Annotated in this window: 12 protein-coding genes; 4 read left to right on the top strand and 8 right to left on the bottom strand. The window is 73.1% G+C overall.

What is annotated here, in order from left to right; all coding sequences use genetic code 11:
- The first annotated feature begins 160 nt into the window (after positions 1-160).
- Entirely contained in the window at positions 161-1108 is a 948-nt protein-coding gene (locus AC5WRT_RS15925) for a DMT family transporter (RefSeq protein ID WP_496094663.1), read from the top strand.
- A 4-nt stretch (positions 1109-1112) separates the two neighbouring features.
- Here the strand turns inward: AC5WRT_RS15925 and AC5WRT_RS15920 are convergent, their stop codons facing one another.
- From AC5WRT_RS15920 to AC5WRT_RS15885, 8 genes are all read right to left on the bottom strand, one after another.
- On the bottom strand, positions 1113-2195 hold the full coding sequence (locus tag AC5WRT_RS15920; RefSeq protein WP_496094662.1) for a Zn-dependent alcohol dehydrogenase: 1083 nt from the start codon (positions 2193-2195) through the stop codon (positions 1113-1115).
- A 15-nt stretch (positions 2196-2210) separates the two neighbouring features.
- Positions 2211-3599 carry an aldehyde dehydrogenase family protein gene (locus AC5WRT_RS15915; protein ID WP_496094661.1) on the bottom strand — a complete coding sequence of 463 codons (1389 nt, stop codon included), beginning with the start codon at positions 3597-3599 and terminating at the stop codon, positions 2211-2213.
- 126 nt (positions 3600-3725) lie between these two features.
- The gene (locus AC5WRT_RS15910; protein ID WP_496094660.1) at positions 3726-5066 is read right to left on the bottom strand and encodes an ABC transporter ATP-binding protein; all 1341 of its coding nucleotides are present in this window, start codon (positions 5064-5066) and stop codon (positions 3726-3728) included.
- Positions 5067-5204: 138 nt separating this feature from the next.
- A complete protein-coding gene (locus tag AC5WRT_RS15905) occupies positions 5205-5876 on the bottom strand; it encodes a class F sortase (RefSeq protein ID WP_496094659.1) in 672 nt (223 codons plus the stop codon).
- Complete coding sequence (locus AC5WRT_RS15900) at positions 5863-6528, bottom strand: hypothetical protein (protein ID WP_496094658.1); 666 nt, start codon at positions 6526-6528, stop codon at positions 5863-5865. Before AC5WRT_RS15900 ends, AC5WRT_RS15905 begins: the two co-directional genes overlap by 14 nt.
- A gap of 171 nt (positions 6529-6699) precedes the next feature.
- Positions 6700-8931 (bottom strand): molybdopterin oxidoreductase family protein, encoded by a 2232-nt coding sequence (locus AC5WRT_RS15895; RefSeq protein WP_496094657.1) that lies wholly within the window; start codon positions 8929-8931, stop codon positions 6700-6702.
- A gap of 125 nt (positions 8932-9056) precedes the next feature.
- The gene (locus tag AC5WRT_RS15890; RefSeq protein WP_496094656.1) at positions 9057-9674 is read right to left on the bottom strand and encodes a TetR/AcrR family transcriptional regulator; all 618 of its coding nucleotides are present in this window, start codon (positions 9672-9674) and stop codon (positions 9057-9059) included.
- A 64-nt stretch (positions 9675-9738) separates the two neighbouring features.
- Entirely contained in the window at positions 9739-10290 is a 552-nt protein-coding gene (locus AC5WRT_RS15885; RefSeq protein ID WP_496094655.1) for a hypothetical protein, read from the bottom strand.
- Between the two features lie 232 nt (positions 10291-10522).
- Between AC5WRT_RS15885 and hmgA the strand changes: the two genes are divergently transcribed.
- From hmgA to AC5WRT_RS15870, 3 genes are read left to right on the top strand one after another with little or no spacing between them, the layout of a single operon-like run.
- Entirely contained in the window at positions 10523-11833 is a 1311-nt protein-coding gene (gene hmgA / locus AC5WRT_RS15880) for a homogentisate 1,2-dioxygenase (protein ID WP_496094654.1), read from the top strand.
- A gap of 45 nt (positions 11834-11878) precedes the next feature.
- Positions 11879-12628, top strand: coding sequence for a GntR family transcriptional regulator (locus AC5WRT_RS15875; RefSeq protein ID WP_496094653.1), 750 nt, complete (start codon positions 11879-11881; stop codon positions 12626-12628).
- 25 nt (positions 12629-12653) lie between these two features.
- A complete protein-coding gene (locus tag AC5WRT_RS15870) occupies positions 12654-13805 on the top strand; it encodes a type ISP restriction/modification enzyme (RefSeq protein ID WP_496100336.1) in 1152 nt (383 codons plus the stop codon).
- Position 13806: the final 1 nt, after the last annotated feature.

Genomic DNA, 13806 nt, shown 5'->3' with positions numbered 1-13806 from the left:
GGTCGCGCAGTTCCCCGCGCCCCTCGCCCGGCGGTGCAGTGCCGGCCCCTTCCGGGCGCAGCGGCACCCCGCCGGCGCCGGGCCCCCGCCCAGCGGCAGCGTGGGGCACCCGTCCGATTTCCGCCAGCCAGGAACCGACCTCCTACCCAGCCTCGGGAGCATGATGAACGCCGACCCACGCCGACGCCTTCTTCCCGCCGGCGCCGCAGTCGTCACCGTCGTCCTGTGGGCGTCGGCCTTCGTGGCGATCCGGAGTGCGGGACAGGAGTACTCCCCCGGTGCGCTGGCCCTCGGGCGGCTGGCGTCGGGGGCGCTCGTGCTCGGCGCCATATGGGCCGCACGCCGGGAGGGACTGCCGCCCAGGGAGGCCTGGCGCGGGATCCTGCTGTCCGGGTTGCTGTGGTTCGGGTTCTACATGGTCGTCCTGAACTGGGGCGAGCAGCAGGTGGACGCCGGCACCGCGGCCCTCGTGGTGAACGTCGGCCCGCTGCTGATCGCCCTGCTCGGCGCCCGGCTGCTCGGCGATCCGATGCCGCCGCGGCTGCTGGCGGGCATGGGCGTGTCGTTCGCGGGCGCGGTGACCGTGGGCCTGTCGATGTCGGGCGGTGGCGGGGCCTCCGTGCTCGGGGTGGTGCTGTGCCTGCTCGCCGCCGTGGCGTACGCCGCCGGAGTCGTCTCGCAGAAGCCGGCTCTGGAGCGGGCGAGCGCACTCCAGGTGACGACGTTCGGATGTCTGGTCGGGGCGGTGTTGTGTCTGCCGTTCGCCGGGCAGCTCGCGCACCAGGCCGCGCACGCGCCCGTGTCGGCCACCCTCGGCATGGTCTATCTCGGCGTCTTCCCCACCGCTCTGGCCTTCACGACCTGGGCCTACGCCCTGGCCCGCACCACCGCCAGCCGGATGGGTGCGACGACGTACGCCGTGCCCGCCCTGGTGGTGCTGATGTCCTGGCTGGTGCTCAAAGAGGTGCCGGGCGCACTGACGCTGGGCGGCGGTGTGCTGTGCCTCGCGGGAGTGGCGGTGTCGCGGTCCAGGACCCGTGGGGGCCGTACGGTCCGGGTCGCGGCCGGTGAGAAGCCGCGACCCGAGACCTCCGAGAAGGTCGGCTGAGGCCTCAGAAGACCACCAGCGCGCGGCCGCCCTTGCCCGCGATCATGTTCTCGAAGGCGGCCGGGATGCCGTCGAGGGCGATGCGTTCGGTGACGAGCGCGGAGAGGTCAATGCGGCCCTCCCGCACGTGCTCGGCGAGCACCGGCAGATCGCGCGCCGGGTCGCTGTTGCCGTAGACGCAGCCGGACAGGGTGCGGCCCCAGTGGAAGATCTCCAGGGCGTTGAAGGTGACCTCCTGCTCCTTGCCGCCGATGCCGACGACCGTCGTGCGTCCGCCCCGGCGGGTGGAGTCCCAGGCCGCGCGGATGGACACCGCGCGGCCCACGCACTCGATGGAGACGTCGGCGCCCTGCTTGCCGGTGAGGGCGCGGATCTGGCGGGGTGTGTTCTCCGAGGCGAGGACGTAGTCGGTGGCGCCGGCCGCGCGGGCCAGCTTCTCCTTCTCCGGGGAGACGTCGACGGCGATGATCCGGGACGCGCCGGCGATGCGGGCCGACTGGAGGGTGGCGAGGCCGACTCCGCCCACGCCGAACACGGCCACCGTCTCGCCCTCGCGGACCCTCGCCGAGTGGTGGACGGCGCCGTAGCCGGTGAGGACGGCGCAGCCGAGGAGAGCGGCGTCGGCGAGGGGGACGCCCTGCGGCAGGGGCAGCACGCAGGACGCGGCGACGACCGTCTCCTCGGCGAAGGCGGCGACGTTCAGGCCGGGGTGCAGGTCGGTGCCGTCTGCGGTGCGGGCGTAGACGTCGGCGGCGCCGTTCAGGGCGTTGGCGCACAGCCACACCTCGCCGAGCACGCAGGCGTGACAACCACCGCAGGAGGGAGCCCAGTTGAGGACGACAGGATCTCCCTCGGCGACATGGGTGACGCCCTGGCCCACGGCCACGACCGTGCCCGCGCCCTCGTGGCCGAGGACGGCGGGCACCGGGACGCGCATGGTGCCGTTGGACAGGGACAGGTCGGAGTGGCAGACCCCGGCGGCGGCGAGGCGGACCCGGACCTGTCCCGGGCCCGGGTCGGGCAGGTCGATGCCGGTGATCTCCAGGGGTGCCCCGATGGCGGGCAGGACGGCGGCTCGTACGGCCATGGCTGGCGGGCTTCCTTAGAACTGGAGGGACTTGGTCTGGAGGTACTCGGTGAGTCCGTGCGCGCCGAGTTCGCGGCCGACCCCGGACTGCTTGTATCCGCCGAAGGGGGCGAGGGGGTTGAACCGGCCGCCGTTGATGTCGACCTGGCCGGTGTCCATGCGCCGGGCGAAGGCCACGGCTTCGGACTCCTCGCCGGCCCAGACGGCGCCCGCGAGGCCGTAGACCGTGCCGTTGGCGATGCGCAGCGCGTCCTCCTCGTCGTCGTACCTCAGGATCGACAGGACGGGGCCGAAGATCTCCTCCTGCGCGATCGTCATCTCGGGGGTCACGTCGGCGAAGACGGTCGGGCTGACGTAGTAGCCCTTCTCGCGCGGGGATCCGGAGCCGCCCGCGACCAGGCGGGCGCCCTCGGCGATGCCCTTGTCGATGTAACCGCGCACCCGCTGCTGCTGCTTGGCGTTCACCAGCGGCCCGATGCGGTCGCCGTACTTGGCGGCGGCCGCGGCGGCCAGCTCGACGGCCTCGGCGTACTGGTCGCGGTGGACCAGCATGCGGGTCCAGGCGCTGCACGTCTGGCCGGAGTTGGACATCACGTTGGCGACCCCGACGTTCACCGCCTTGGCCAGGTCGGCGCTCGGCAGGATGACGTTGGCGGACTTGCCGCCGAGTTCGAGGGCCACCTTCTTGACGGCTCCGCCCGCCACCGCGCCGATGCGCCGGCCGACGGCCGTTGAGCCCGTGAAGGAGACCAGGTCGACGTCCGGGTGCTCGGCGAGGGCCTGGCCGGCGACCGGGCCGAGGCCGGTGACGAGGTTGAACGCACCGGCGGGCAGGCCGGCCCCGTGGACGGCCTCGGCGAAGAGCTGGGCGGTGAGCGGGGTGTCCTCGGCGGGTTTGAGAACGACCGTGCAGCCGGCGGCGAGCGCGGGGGCCACCTTGGCGACGATCTGGTGGAGCGGGTAGTTCCAGGGCGTGATCGCGCCGACCACGCCGACGGGCTCGTGCAGGACGGTGGAGTTGCCGACCTTCTCCTCGAAGGAGTGGGTCGCGGCCAGTTCGGCGTAGGAGCCGGCGACCGCGATCGGCACCGCGGCGTGCACGGCCTGGGAGAACTGGAGCGGGGAGCCCAGTTCGGCGGTGACCGTCTCGGCGATCTCGTCCCTACGGGCCACCAGCGCGTCGCGCAGGGCGGTCAGGCGGGCGGCGCGCTCGGCCGGGGGTGCGGCCGCCCAGCCGGGCAGGGCGGCGCGCGCGGCGCGCACGGCGGTGTCGACGTCCAGGGCGCCGCCGGCCGGCACGCGGGCGATGACCTGCTCGTCGGCGGGGTTCACGACCTCGATGACGTCCGTGCTGTCGGCGGGGCGCCAGGCGCCGTCGATGTAGAGGCCGTCGTGTGCCTTCATGCTGCTTTCCTCCCGGCGGGTCTGCGTCGTCCGGCACACAAACTAGCGGCGTTAGTTTTTTGGCGCCAGACGTACCAGGACATCATCGCCGGGGCGGCCGGCCATCACGCACCCCTGGGCCGGGGCTCACTCGTCCAGGCCGGGCAGCCGGTCGGGGGACGGGCAGATGCGGTCTCCCTGCTGGTCGAAGACGAAGAGATGGGCGAGGTCCACCAGGAGCGGGACCTGCATGCCGTGGTGCAGCCGGAGGTCGGGGGTGGTGCGGACCACCAGGTCGCCGGGGAGCCGGCCCTCCGGCGGCGCCTGCTCGGCCTCGGCGTCCCCGGGATGGTCGAGCGTCACCACCGGCCCGGCCCGCAGCGAACCGGCCCGCTCCAGCAGCCGGTCCAGCACGTTCGGGGCCTCCCTGCGGCGCCGTCGCGCGGGCCGGGCGGCGGGGCGCGGGGCCTCCAGTTCGGGTACGACGGCGGGCCGGGAGCCGGTGTCGAAGTGGACGAGCATCTCGTGGCCCTGGAACTCCACGTGCTCCACGAGACCGGTGAGCGCGACCTCGCCCGGCCGGGCGGCACTGTGCTTGGCGATGCGGACCGCCTCCGAGCGCAGTCCCACGATCACCTCACGGCCCTGCTGCACGCGCAGCAACTGGTGGTCCAGAGAAAGGGGTTCGGGCAGTCGCAGGGCCTGCTTGCCCAGGCTGATGGTCATGGCGCCGTCCAGCGGGGCCCGCACCAGGCCGCGCAGCAGATTGATGCGCGGGGTGCCGATGAAGGCGGCGACGAAGACGTTGCGGGGCAGTGCGTAGACCGCGCGCGGGGTGCCGACCTGCTGGAGCACTCCCCCGCGCAGTACGGCGACCCGGTCGCCGAGCGACATCGCCTCGGTCTGGTCGTGGGTGACGTACACCGTGGTGACCCCCAACTCCCGGGTGAGCCGGGATATCTCGGCGCGCAGGTGGTTGCGCAGCTTGGCGTCGAGGTTGGACAGCGGCTCGTCCATCAGGAAGGCGGACGGACGACGGGCGATGGCCCGGCCCATCGCCACCCGCTGCCTCTCCCCACCGGAGAGCTGGCTCGGGAACCGGTCGAGCAGTTCCTCGATGCCCAGCATGCGGGCGGTGGCGCCGACACGCGGGCGGGGGTCGGCGCCGGGGTCCTCGATGCGCAGCGGGAAGCCGATGTTGTCGCCGCTGGTCATGTTCGGATAGAGGGCGAAGTTCTGGAAGACCATGGCCATGCCCCGCGCGGAGGGCAGCCACTGGTTGGCGTACTCGCCGTCGAGCAGCAGCTCGCCCTCGTCGATGTCCTCGAGGCCGGCGATCATCCGCAGCACGGTGGACTTGCCGCAGCCGGACGGTCCGAGCAGGACCAGGAACTCGCCGGGCGCGATGTCCAGCGAGATCCCGTCGACCACGCGTGGGCCGCGTGCGTAGGCCTTGCTCACGTCGTGCAGTGCGATGGCGCGTGTCATGGCTGCCGCCCCCGGGGGCTGTCCGGAGCTTCGCCGCTCCGTGGTCCGAAGGCCCCGCGCGGGTCGAACGGGGTCTGTGGGTCACGGAAGTTAACGGAATGTGCCCGGCGGGGGGAAGAGTCGTGCGTCGTGATCGCGTCACTTGGTCGCCGTCAGGTGGGCGAAGACCACCACGTTGCTGGTGTAGCCCGTCCGCCGGGTGTAGAGGCCGCCGCAGGTCAGCACCCGGAGTTCGGGGCGCCGGGTGCGGCCGTAGACCTCTTTGTCGGGAAAGCCCGACTTGTCGAAGACCTTCACCCGGTCCACGGTGTAGACGGCGGTACGGCCGTCGGCGCGGCCGACCTCGACGGGTTTGCCGGGTTTGACGAAGGCGAGGGCCGCGAAGACGGCGGGGCCGGTGGTGGTGTCGCGGTGGCCGACGGCGATCGCGGTGCCGGACTCCCCCGGTGTGGCGCCGCCCTCGTACCAGCCGACCAGCCTGGGCTGGTCGACGGGCGGTGTCTCCAGGCGCCCTTCCCGGTCCAGCCGGACGCCCGCGACCGGCGCCGCGATCCCCAGCGAGGGGATGCGGAAGGAGGTCGGCCGGGACCGGGGCAGCGGACGGGGCCGGGCCGTGGGGCGCCCGTCGGACTGCGTGGATCCCGGCCCGACGGCCGCCGGTCCGTCGGGACCGCCGGCCTCGGCGGCCCCGCCGTGTCCCCCGCACCGACTCCCGACCGTCACCAGGACGGTCACCAGCAGGGCCGTCCTGGCGAGGCGGTAGGCGCGGGTCCGGTACCAGGGCCTTCTCCTGCGTCTACGCGGCGCCATGGGGCCGCCGGCGGCTGCGCCGGAAGTACACGGCACCGCCGACCGCGGTGAGGCCCACGGCGCCCGCGGCGGCCACCGGCGTGTACGCCGCGGCCGTGTCGATCAGGCCGCCGCCGCCCGCGTGCACGCCGCCGCGCGGGTCGCTGTGGTCGCCCCGGGCCCAGGTCGCGTCGTCGCGGTGGTCGTCCGCGATCTGACCGCCCGGTCCGGGCCGCTCCTCGTGCCTCCTTCCACGGCAGCTGACGTGGAAGATCTTCTCCTTGGTGGCAGTGCCCACGATCCAGCTGAGCGTGTACTGCCCGTCCGCCAGCCCGATCGTGTCCGTGTGACCGGAGCCCCCGCCGAGCTGGATGGTGCCGGCGGTGGTGGCCGCGGTGGGCAGCGGAGGCTGCGGGGTGATGGTGTAGGCGATGGTGGTGAGCGTGTCGAAGTTGACGGCGTCCAGCTTGAACTTGCACACCACTGCGGCGTCGGCGTCGGCGGCGGCGTCGTGGCGCTCACCCACGGGCTGGATCCTGATGTCGCCGTTCTCCCCCTGGGCCGCCGCGGTCGGTGCCACGACCCACGACACGCCCGCCGCGGCGAGGGCGGCGAGAAGGACGGTGGCGCCCGCGCGGGGGCCGAAGGCACGTGGTGAGGTCAGGGTGGGCATGCACATTCCTCCGCGTCAGACGATTTTCATATAAATCGTTCTTTCGCCTGGACTGTGCTTGATGCGCAGGCGATCTGACGACCCGACACCCGGCGCGTCGTCAGAGATCGCTCGTGCGGCGCAACCGCGGACGCCTCGCCCCTGCGCGAGCAACAGGCGCGGGAATCCACGTCACAGGTCTGCGGCGACCTGGACGGGGACGCCGTTGAGGACCGCGTTGCCGGAGAGCGGGTCGAGCAGGCTGCCGTCGAGGAGTTGGTTGACGTTGACTCCGGGGTTCTTCGAGGCGTGGCTCGTCCGGCTCCCGGGGCGGTCGTGGCCCCAGCCGTGCGGGAGGCTCACCACTCCGCGCCGTACGGCGTCGGTGACCTCGGCCGGCGCCACCACCTCTCCCCCGGCGCCCTTGACGCGGACGTGCGCCCCGTCCCGGACGCCGAGCCGGGCCGCGTCCTCGGGGTGGATGTGCAGGGTGCAGCGGTTGGAGCCGCCCGTGAGGGCGGGCACGTTGTGCATCCAGCTGTTGTTGGAGCGCAGATGACGGCGGCCGACGAGCACGAGCCCCGCGGGCCGTTCACGCAGGGCCTCGCGCAGCCGGGGCAGGTCGGCCGCGATCGGCCCGGGCAGCAGCTCCACCTTGCCGCTCACGGTCTTCAGCGGCTGCGGCAGGCGCGGGCGCAGCGGGCCGAGGTCGATGCCGTGCGGATGGGCGAGCAGTGTGGCGAGGGTCAGGCCGTCCGACCGTACGCCGAAGCCGTCTCCGTACGGGCCGAGGCGCAGCATCATGTCCAGCCGCCGCTCGGGACCGCTCTCGCCGGTGAGCTGCCCCGCGAGCTCCTTCGGGTCGCGGCCGTACACCGGCGAGTGCTTCTCCTGCACAGCCTTGCCGAGGGTCTGGTCGATCACCATGGCGTCGACGGCGTCCGGGTCGGCGCCGTGCATGCCGGTGGCCGCGAGGACCAGCCGGGCGAGGATCTCGCTCTCGGCCATCCGGCCCGGTTCCAGCGGGACGGCGGGGCGGGTGTAGCGGACCTGGTTGCGCACGGCGAGGGTGTTGAAGGCGAAGTCGTGGTGCGGGCTCTGCGACGGCGGGGGCGGGGGCAGCACGACGGCGGCATGGCGGGAGGTCTCGTTCAGGTAGGGGTCGACGCTGACCATGAAGTCCAGCGAGTCCAGGGCCTTGGCGAGGCGGTCACCGTCGGGCGCGGACAGCACCGGGTTGGCGGCCACGACGATCAGGGCGCGGATCGGTTCCCCTTCTTCTGTCGCGGTGTCGATCTCCTCGGCGAGCGCGGAGAGCGGCAACTCGCCCTTCGCTTCAGGCAGTCGACGCACCCTGGAGCGCCAGCGGCCGAGCGCGAAGCCCCGGCCGGGACCCGCGGGGCGGGGCGTCCTGTCGGTGGCGGCCTGCGGGAAGAGGGCGCCGCCGGGCCGGTCCAGGTTGCCGGTGAGGACGTTGAGGACGTCCACCAGCCAGCTGGCCAGGGTGCCGTGCGGCACGGTGCAGCTGCCGATGCGGGCGTAGACGGCGGCGGCGGGGGCGGCGGCGAGTTCGCGGGCGAGGGTGCGGACGGTCCGCGCGTCGATGTCGCACGCCCCGGCCACGGCGTCGGGGGTGAAGTCCTCCACGGCTTCCTTGAGTTCGTGGAGGCCTTGGACGTGCGGGGCGAGGTGGGCGAGGTCGACCAGGTCCTCCGCGAAGAGGGTGTGCGCCATCGCGGCGAGCAGCAGGGCGTCCGTGCCGGGGCGGATCGCCAGGTGCCGGTCGGCGAGCTGCGCGGTGCGGGTGCGGCGCGGGTCCACCACGGTGAGGTGGCCGCCGCGGGCCTTGAGCGCCTTGAGCTTGCCGGGGAAGTCGGGGGCGGTGCACAGACTGCCGTTGGACTCCAGCGGGTTGGCGCCGATGAGGAGCAGATGGTCGGTGTGGTCCAGGTCGGGCACCGGGATGGCGTTGGCGTCGCCGAAGAGGAGCCCGCTGGAGACGTGCTTGGGCATCTGGTCGACCGTGGAGGCGGTGAACAGGCTGCGGGTGCGCAGGCCGGCGAGGAGCACCGGCGGGTAGAGGGCGCCGGCCATGGTGTGCACGTTGGGGTTGCCCAGGACCACGCCGACGGAGTCCGGGCCGTACCCCTCCACGACCGGGCGCAGACCGGCGGCGACCGCGTCGAAGGCCTCCTCCCAGGTGGCCTCGCGCAGCTCGCCGTCCCTGCGCACGAGCGGGGTGCGCAGCCGGTCGGGGTCGGAGTCGACGGCCCCGAAGGAGGCGCCCTTGGGACAGATGAACCCCTTGCTGAAGACGTCCTCGCGGTCACCGCGGGCGCCGGTGACCCGAGTGCCCTCGATGGTGAGTGTCAGCCCGCAGGTGGCCTCGCACAGGGGGCAGATTCGCAGGGCGGTGCGGGACACGGGTCCTCCCGGGGGGGTCGGCGGCGGTGCCGGGCGAGCACGGACGGGCTCGGGCCATCGAGGTGAGCATACCGACCGGTATGCACGGAGGGGAGTCCTTTCCCGTACGCCTTGCGGCCGGGCACTCAGTCGAGCACGCGCCCCAGATACGCCCGCAACAGCTCGCGGGTCTCGGCGATGACCGCCTCGTCGCCGTCGGGATCGGTACGGAAGGCCAGCTGGACGAGGGTGTCCGCGCACTCCACGGCGACCAGGAAGACGCGGCGCAGGTGGTCGTCGGGGGTACGGCCGAGGTAGCCGGAGAGAAGATCCGTGAGGCGGTCGGCGACGCGGGTGTTGGGCTCGCCGCGGCGGGCGCCGACCGGTATCTGGTTGCCGAAGTCGACCAGGGAGAAGCCGGGGGCGGTGCGCTTCATGGCCAGGTACTCGTCCAGGACGACGTCCATCGCGGCCCGCCAGTCCCCCTTGTCCGCCCTCCTCAGCCGCTCGGTGACCCGCTCGCTGTACCGCTCCAGGTTGCGCTGCGCGAGGGCGTCGGCCATCTGCCGCTTGTTGCCGAAGAACCGGTAGACGGAGCCGATGGGCACACCGGCGCGCTGGGCGACCGCGCGGGTGCTCAGGGCGTCGTAGCCGACCTCGTCGAGGAGTTCGGCGCAGGCGTCCAGGATCCTGGTCAGCCGTTCGGCACTGCGCCGCTGGACGGGCGCGCGGCGGAGCGATGTCGCGTGGGGCACGGACTTCATGATGCCTCCCCGCCCGGGTGCGGTGAACCTCACCCTCCAGTACGGGGAAGAGTGGCCGGTGCACTCATTTCCGGGCGGCCGCGGTCGCCGTACCGGCCGAGGGCCCCGACGACTCCGTGTCCGACACGGTTATGTCCGCAGTGCTTTGCACCGGCTTGCCGTGCACGGCCCAGACGGTTCCGTCGTCGGCGTACAAGCGCGCGGTGACGTGGTGGGTGCCGTGCGGGACGAGGCCGTCGGGCAGGTGGTAGCCGTGAGAGCGCAGCCGGGCGATCCGGCGGCCGTCGACGAAGAGGGAGACGAGCCCGCGCCCGCGGACCGCCGTCGTCCCGGCGCCGGGCGCGGAGCAGCGGAAGTGACGGAACGTCAGCCCGACGTCCCAGCCCCCGGCCGGGTCCGGGGTCACCTCGACGGCGACCTCCGGTGCGTCCTTCCGGTCGACCTCCCGCAGATGACGGCCGGTCTCGTCGGTGTCGTCGAGAACCTTGCCAACCGGGGAGGGGGAGATCGTGCCGCCGTCGTGGTGACCCGACGCGCAGCCCGCCGCGCCGAGCGGCAGCAGGACGGCCGCCGCGAGCGCGGCGAGCGTCCTGTGGGTCCACGACGTCCTGGGCATGCCGGGAGAGTAGGACAACGCGCCGGTCCGCCGAATCCCTCTGAGGTCGGGTTCCGCCCACCCCTCGAGGTCCGCCTGACGGAGTACGCGCACCCCTTCGCGGGCGGAGCACGGACCGCTCGCGGATGGACACCGCGTCCTGGTCGCCGGGGGAGGGGCGCCGCCCTCTTGCGCCCGCCACCCTCCTATTCCTACGGTGTTACATAGGAATCAGGAGCGCAAGGGAGCGATCATGAGCGGGGACGCGCGGAAGACCGCGGCGGGGCTGTCGTACCTGACCGGATTCGGCAACGAACACGCCTCGGAAGCGGTGCCCGGCGCGCTGCCCGAGGGACGCAACTCGCCGCAGCGCGGGCCGCTCGGGCTGTACGCGGAACAGCTGAGCGGTACGGCGTTCACCGAGCCGCGGGCCCACAACCGCCGCTCCTGGCTGTACCGCATCCGCCCCTCGGCCGCGCACCCGGCGTTCACCCGCACCGACAACGGCGCGATCCGCACGGCCCCCTTCACCGAGGCCGTGCCCGACCCCAACCGGCTGCGCTGGAACCCGCTCCCCGAGCCGCCGGCCGGCACCGACTTCCTCGCCGGGCTGTGGACGCTCGGCGGCAACGGCGACGCCGCCCAGCGCACCGGCATGGCCGTGCACCTGTACCACGCCAACGCCTCGATGCAACGCGTCTTCTCCGACGCCGACGGCGAACTGCTGATCGTGCCGGAGCGCGGCGGGCTGCTGCTGCACACCGAGTTCGGCCGGCTGGCCGTGGAGCCGGCTCATGTGGCGCTCATTCCCCGTGGGGTGCGCTTCCGTGTGGAGCTGCTGGACGAGTCGGCCCGGGGTTACGTGTGCGAGAACTACGGGGCGGCCTTCCGGCTTCCCGACCTCGGCCCGATCGGCGCCAACGGCCTCGCCAACGCGCGGGACTTCCAGGCTCCGGTCGCGGCCTACGAGGACGTGACCGGCCCGGTGGAGGTGGTGAACAAGTTCTGCGGCAACCTCTGGACGGCGACCTACGACCACTCCCCGCTCGACGTGGTCGCCTGGCACGGCAACCATGTGCCGTACGTCTACGACCTGCGCCGTTTCAATGTGATCGGCACCATCTCCTACGACCACCCGGACCCGTCCGTCTTCACCGTCCTGACCTCCCCCTCGGACACCCCGGGCCTGGCCGGGGTCGACTTCGTCGTGTTCGCCCCGCGCTGGCTGGTGGGCGAGGACACCTTCCGGCCGCCGTACTTCCACCGCAACGTGATGAGCGAATACATGGGCCTGATCGAGGGCGCGTACGACGCCAAGGCGGAGGGCTTCGTGCCGGGCGGCGGGTCCCTGCACAACATGATGTCGGCGCACGGCCCGGACCGGGAGACCTTCGACCGGGCCAGCACGGCGGAGCTGAAGCCGCAGAAGGTCGACGACGGTCTGGCCTTCATGTTCGAGACCCGATGGCCGGTGACCCTCACCCCGCACGCGGCCGCCGCGGACCACCTCCAGCAGCGCTACGACGACGTCTGGATGGGGCTCGAGAGCCATTTCCGCGCCTGACGCCGCTGTTGCGCCTCACGTTCGTCGACCGGTACGGATAGCCGAGTGACCTCCTTCGCCCCGGATTCCATCGTCCTGAACCGCAAGCTGCCGCTGTGGTACCAGGTGTCGCAGTCCCTGCGCGCCTCGATACTCGGCCGCTCCCCCGAGGACCCGTTGCGGCTGCCCACGGAGGAGCAACTGGCGGAGCACTACGGCGTGAGCGTGCTGACCATGCGGCAGGCGCTGAAGGAGCTGGAGGACGAGGGCCTGATCAGCAGGCACCGGCGGCGCGGCACGTTCATCGAGCCCGACGTCCGGCGGGGCGCGCCCGTCCGGCTGCTGGGCTCGGTGGACGCCATCGTGGCCCAGCAGTCGGGGATGACGACCGAACTGCTGGACCACGGCAACGTGCCCGTGCCTGCCGGTCTCACCGAGTACTTCCCGGACCTCACGGAGGTGGCCGCGTACCACCGGCTGCGCAGCGACGAGAAGACCGGCGAGCCGACCAACCACGCCGTCAACCACGTCCGCCCCGAACTCGCCGCACGGATCCACCCCGAGGACCTGATCCGCTGGCCGATGACGAAGGTGCTGCGGGACGTGGTCGGGGCGGACATCAGCCGCATCACGGACACGGTGGAGGCCCGGCTCGCCGATCCGGAGACGGCCCGGCTCCTCCAGGTGCCGCTGCTGAGCCCGATCCTGCACTACACCGGCGTGACGTACGACAGCGTCGGGCGGGTGCTGGACGTGGCGGTGATCCACTACCGGGGGGACCGGTTCTCGTTCACCGTGACCCTGGACGCGACCTGATACGGGGTCCCGGTCAGGCCGTACGATGCCCTGCGTGACGCACGACGACGCTCCGCTGCTGGCGGACCTCATGCCGTGGTCCGTCGCACCGCTGCGGCCGGGCCGCGCCTGGCCGACGGCGCCCGACCCCGCCTGTCTGAAGGCCCGCTGGGACGCGCTGCTGAAGGCCGAAGGCCCGGACCGGGAAGTCCTGTTCGAGCCGACCCGGGCCCGCACCCTCGACTCCGCGGTGGGTCAGCTCCCCGGCCAGTCCACCGGCACCGGTCGGCTGGCCAGGGCCGGGGGCCCCTGCGCCGAGCCCGTCCGCGTCCTCGCGGCACCCTTCGACGAGCAGTGGCTGATCCCGGACCAGCGGCTGATCGACGCCGCGCGGCCGGAGTTGTGGCGGGTGACGGACGCCCACCAGGTCTTCACGGTGGAGACGGGCGGCGAGGATCCCCTGCTGGCGACCTCCCTGCTCCCCACCCTCCGCACCGGTCGCATCCGCCCCCTGTACCGGCGCCCCGGCGGCGCGGAACCCAACCTCGCGCCCGGTCTGACGGCCCACCTCTCCGACCGCCTGGGCGAGCCCGCATCTCCGGTCGACGTCCTCGCCTGGATCCTGGCGACCGCCACCCCCGACCTGACCGTTCCGCTCACCGACGACCCCGCCCTGTGGACGGCCGGCGTCGATCTCGGCCGCCGCATGCTGTGGCTGATGCGCCGCGACGGCGAACGCCCCAAGCTGCCCGGAGGCCGCCGCCCCTACGTCCGCGCGCCCCTGCCGGCCCGGCCCCTCACCCTGCACTACGACCCGGACGAGGAGGCCCTCCACCTCGACGAGGGCCGTATCTCGCCCGTCCCGCCGGAGGCGTGGGAGTACGAGGTGGCCGGGGCGCGCGTCCTGGAGTCCTGGTTCGCGGCCCGTACGACCGCGCCCGCGCCCGGCACCCTGTCCGCGATCCGCCCGGCGAGCTGGCCGCAGACCTGGACGTCGGAACTGCTGGAACTGGTCACGGTCCTCGCCCTGCTGGCCGAACTCCGCCCGCTGCGGACGGAGTTGAAGGTGGCGTCCGCGATCACCGCGGCCGGTCTGCGCCGGGCGGGCGTCCTGCCGGTGCCGGAGGCGTCACGCCGCCCGGCCTCGGTCCTGGACCATCGCGAGGAGGGCCCGGAGGGCCAGTTCGCGCTGATCTAGG

The sequence above is a fragment of the Streptomyces sp. NTD91 genome, assembly GCF_059510455.1.
Note: the sequence above shows the minus strand (reverse complement) of the source record. Positions and strands in the feature narration are given on the sequence as shown.

Bases quoted from the DNA above. Each gene is read 5' to 3' on its own strand.
- AC5WRT_RS15925 (WP_496094663.1), top strand. From the start codon at position 161: ATGATGAACGCCGACCCACGCCGACGCCTTCTTCCCGCCGGCGCCGCA.
- AC5WRT_RS15920 (WP_496094662.1), bottom strand. From the start codon at position 2,195: ATGGCCGTACGAGCCGCCGTCCTGCCCGCCATCGGGGCACCCCTGGAG.
- AC5WRT_RS15915 (WP_496094661.1), bottom strand. From the start codon at position 3,599: ATGAAGGCACACGACGGCCTCTACATCGACGGCGCCTGGCGCCCCGCC.
- AC5WRT_RS15910 (WP_496094660.1), bottom strand. From the start codon at position 5,066: ATGACACGCGCCATCGCACTGCACGACGTGAGCAAGGCCTACGCACGC.
- AC5WRT_RS15905 (WP_496094659.1), bottom strand. From the start codon at position 5,876: ATGGCGCCGCGTAGACGCAGGAGAAGGCCCTGGTACCGGACCCGCGCC.
- AC5WRT_RS15900 (WP_496094658.1), bottom strand. From the start codon at position 6,528: ATGCCCACCCTGACCTCACCACGTGCCTTCGGCCCCCGCGCGGGCGCC.
- AC5WRT_RS15890 (WP_496094656.1), bottom strand. From the start codon at position 9,674: ATGAAGTCCGTGCCCCACGCGACATCGCTCCGCCGCGCGCCCGTCCAG.
- AC5WRT_RS15885 (WP_496094655.1), bottom strand. From the start codon at position 10,290: ATGCCCAGGACGTCGTGGACCCACAGGACGCTCGCCGCGCTCGCGGCG.
- hmgA (WP_496094654.1), top strand. From the start codon at position 10,523: ATGAGCGGGGACGCGCGGAAGACCGCGGCGGGGCTGTCGTACCTGACC.
- AC5WRT_RS15870 (WP_496100336.1), top strand. From the start codon at position 12,654: ATGCCCTGCGTGACGCACGACGACGCTCCGCTGCTGGCGGACCTCATG.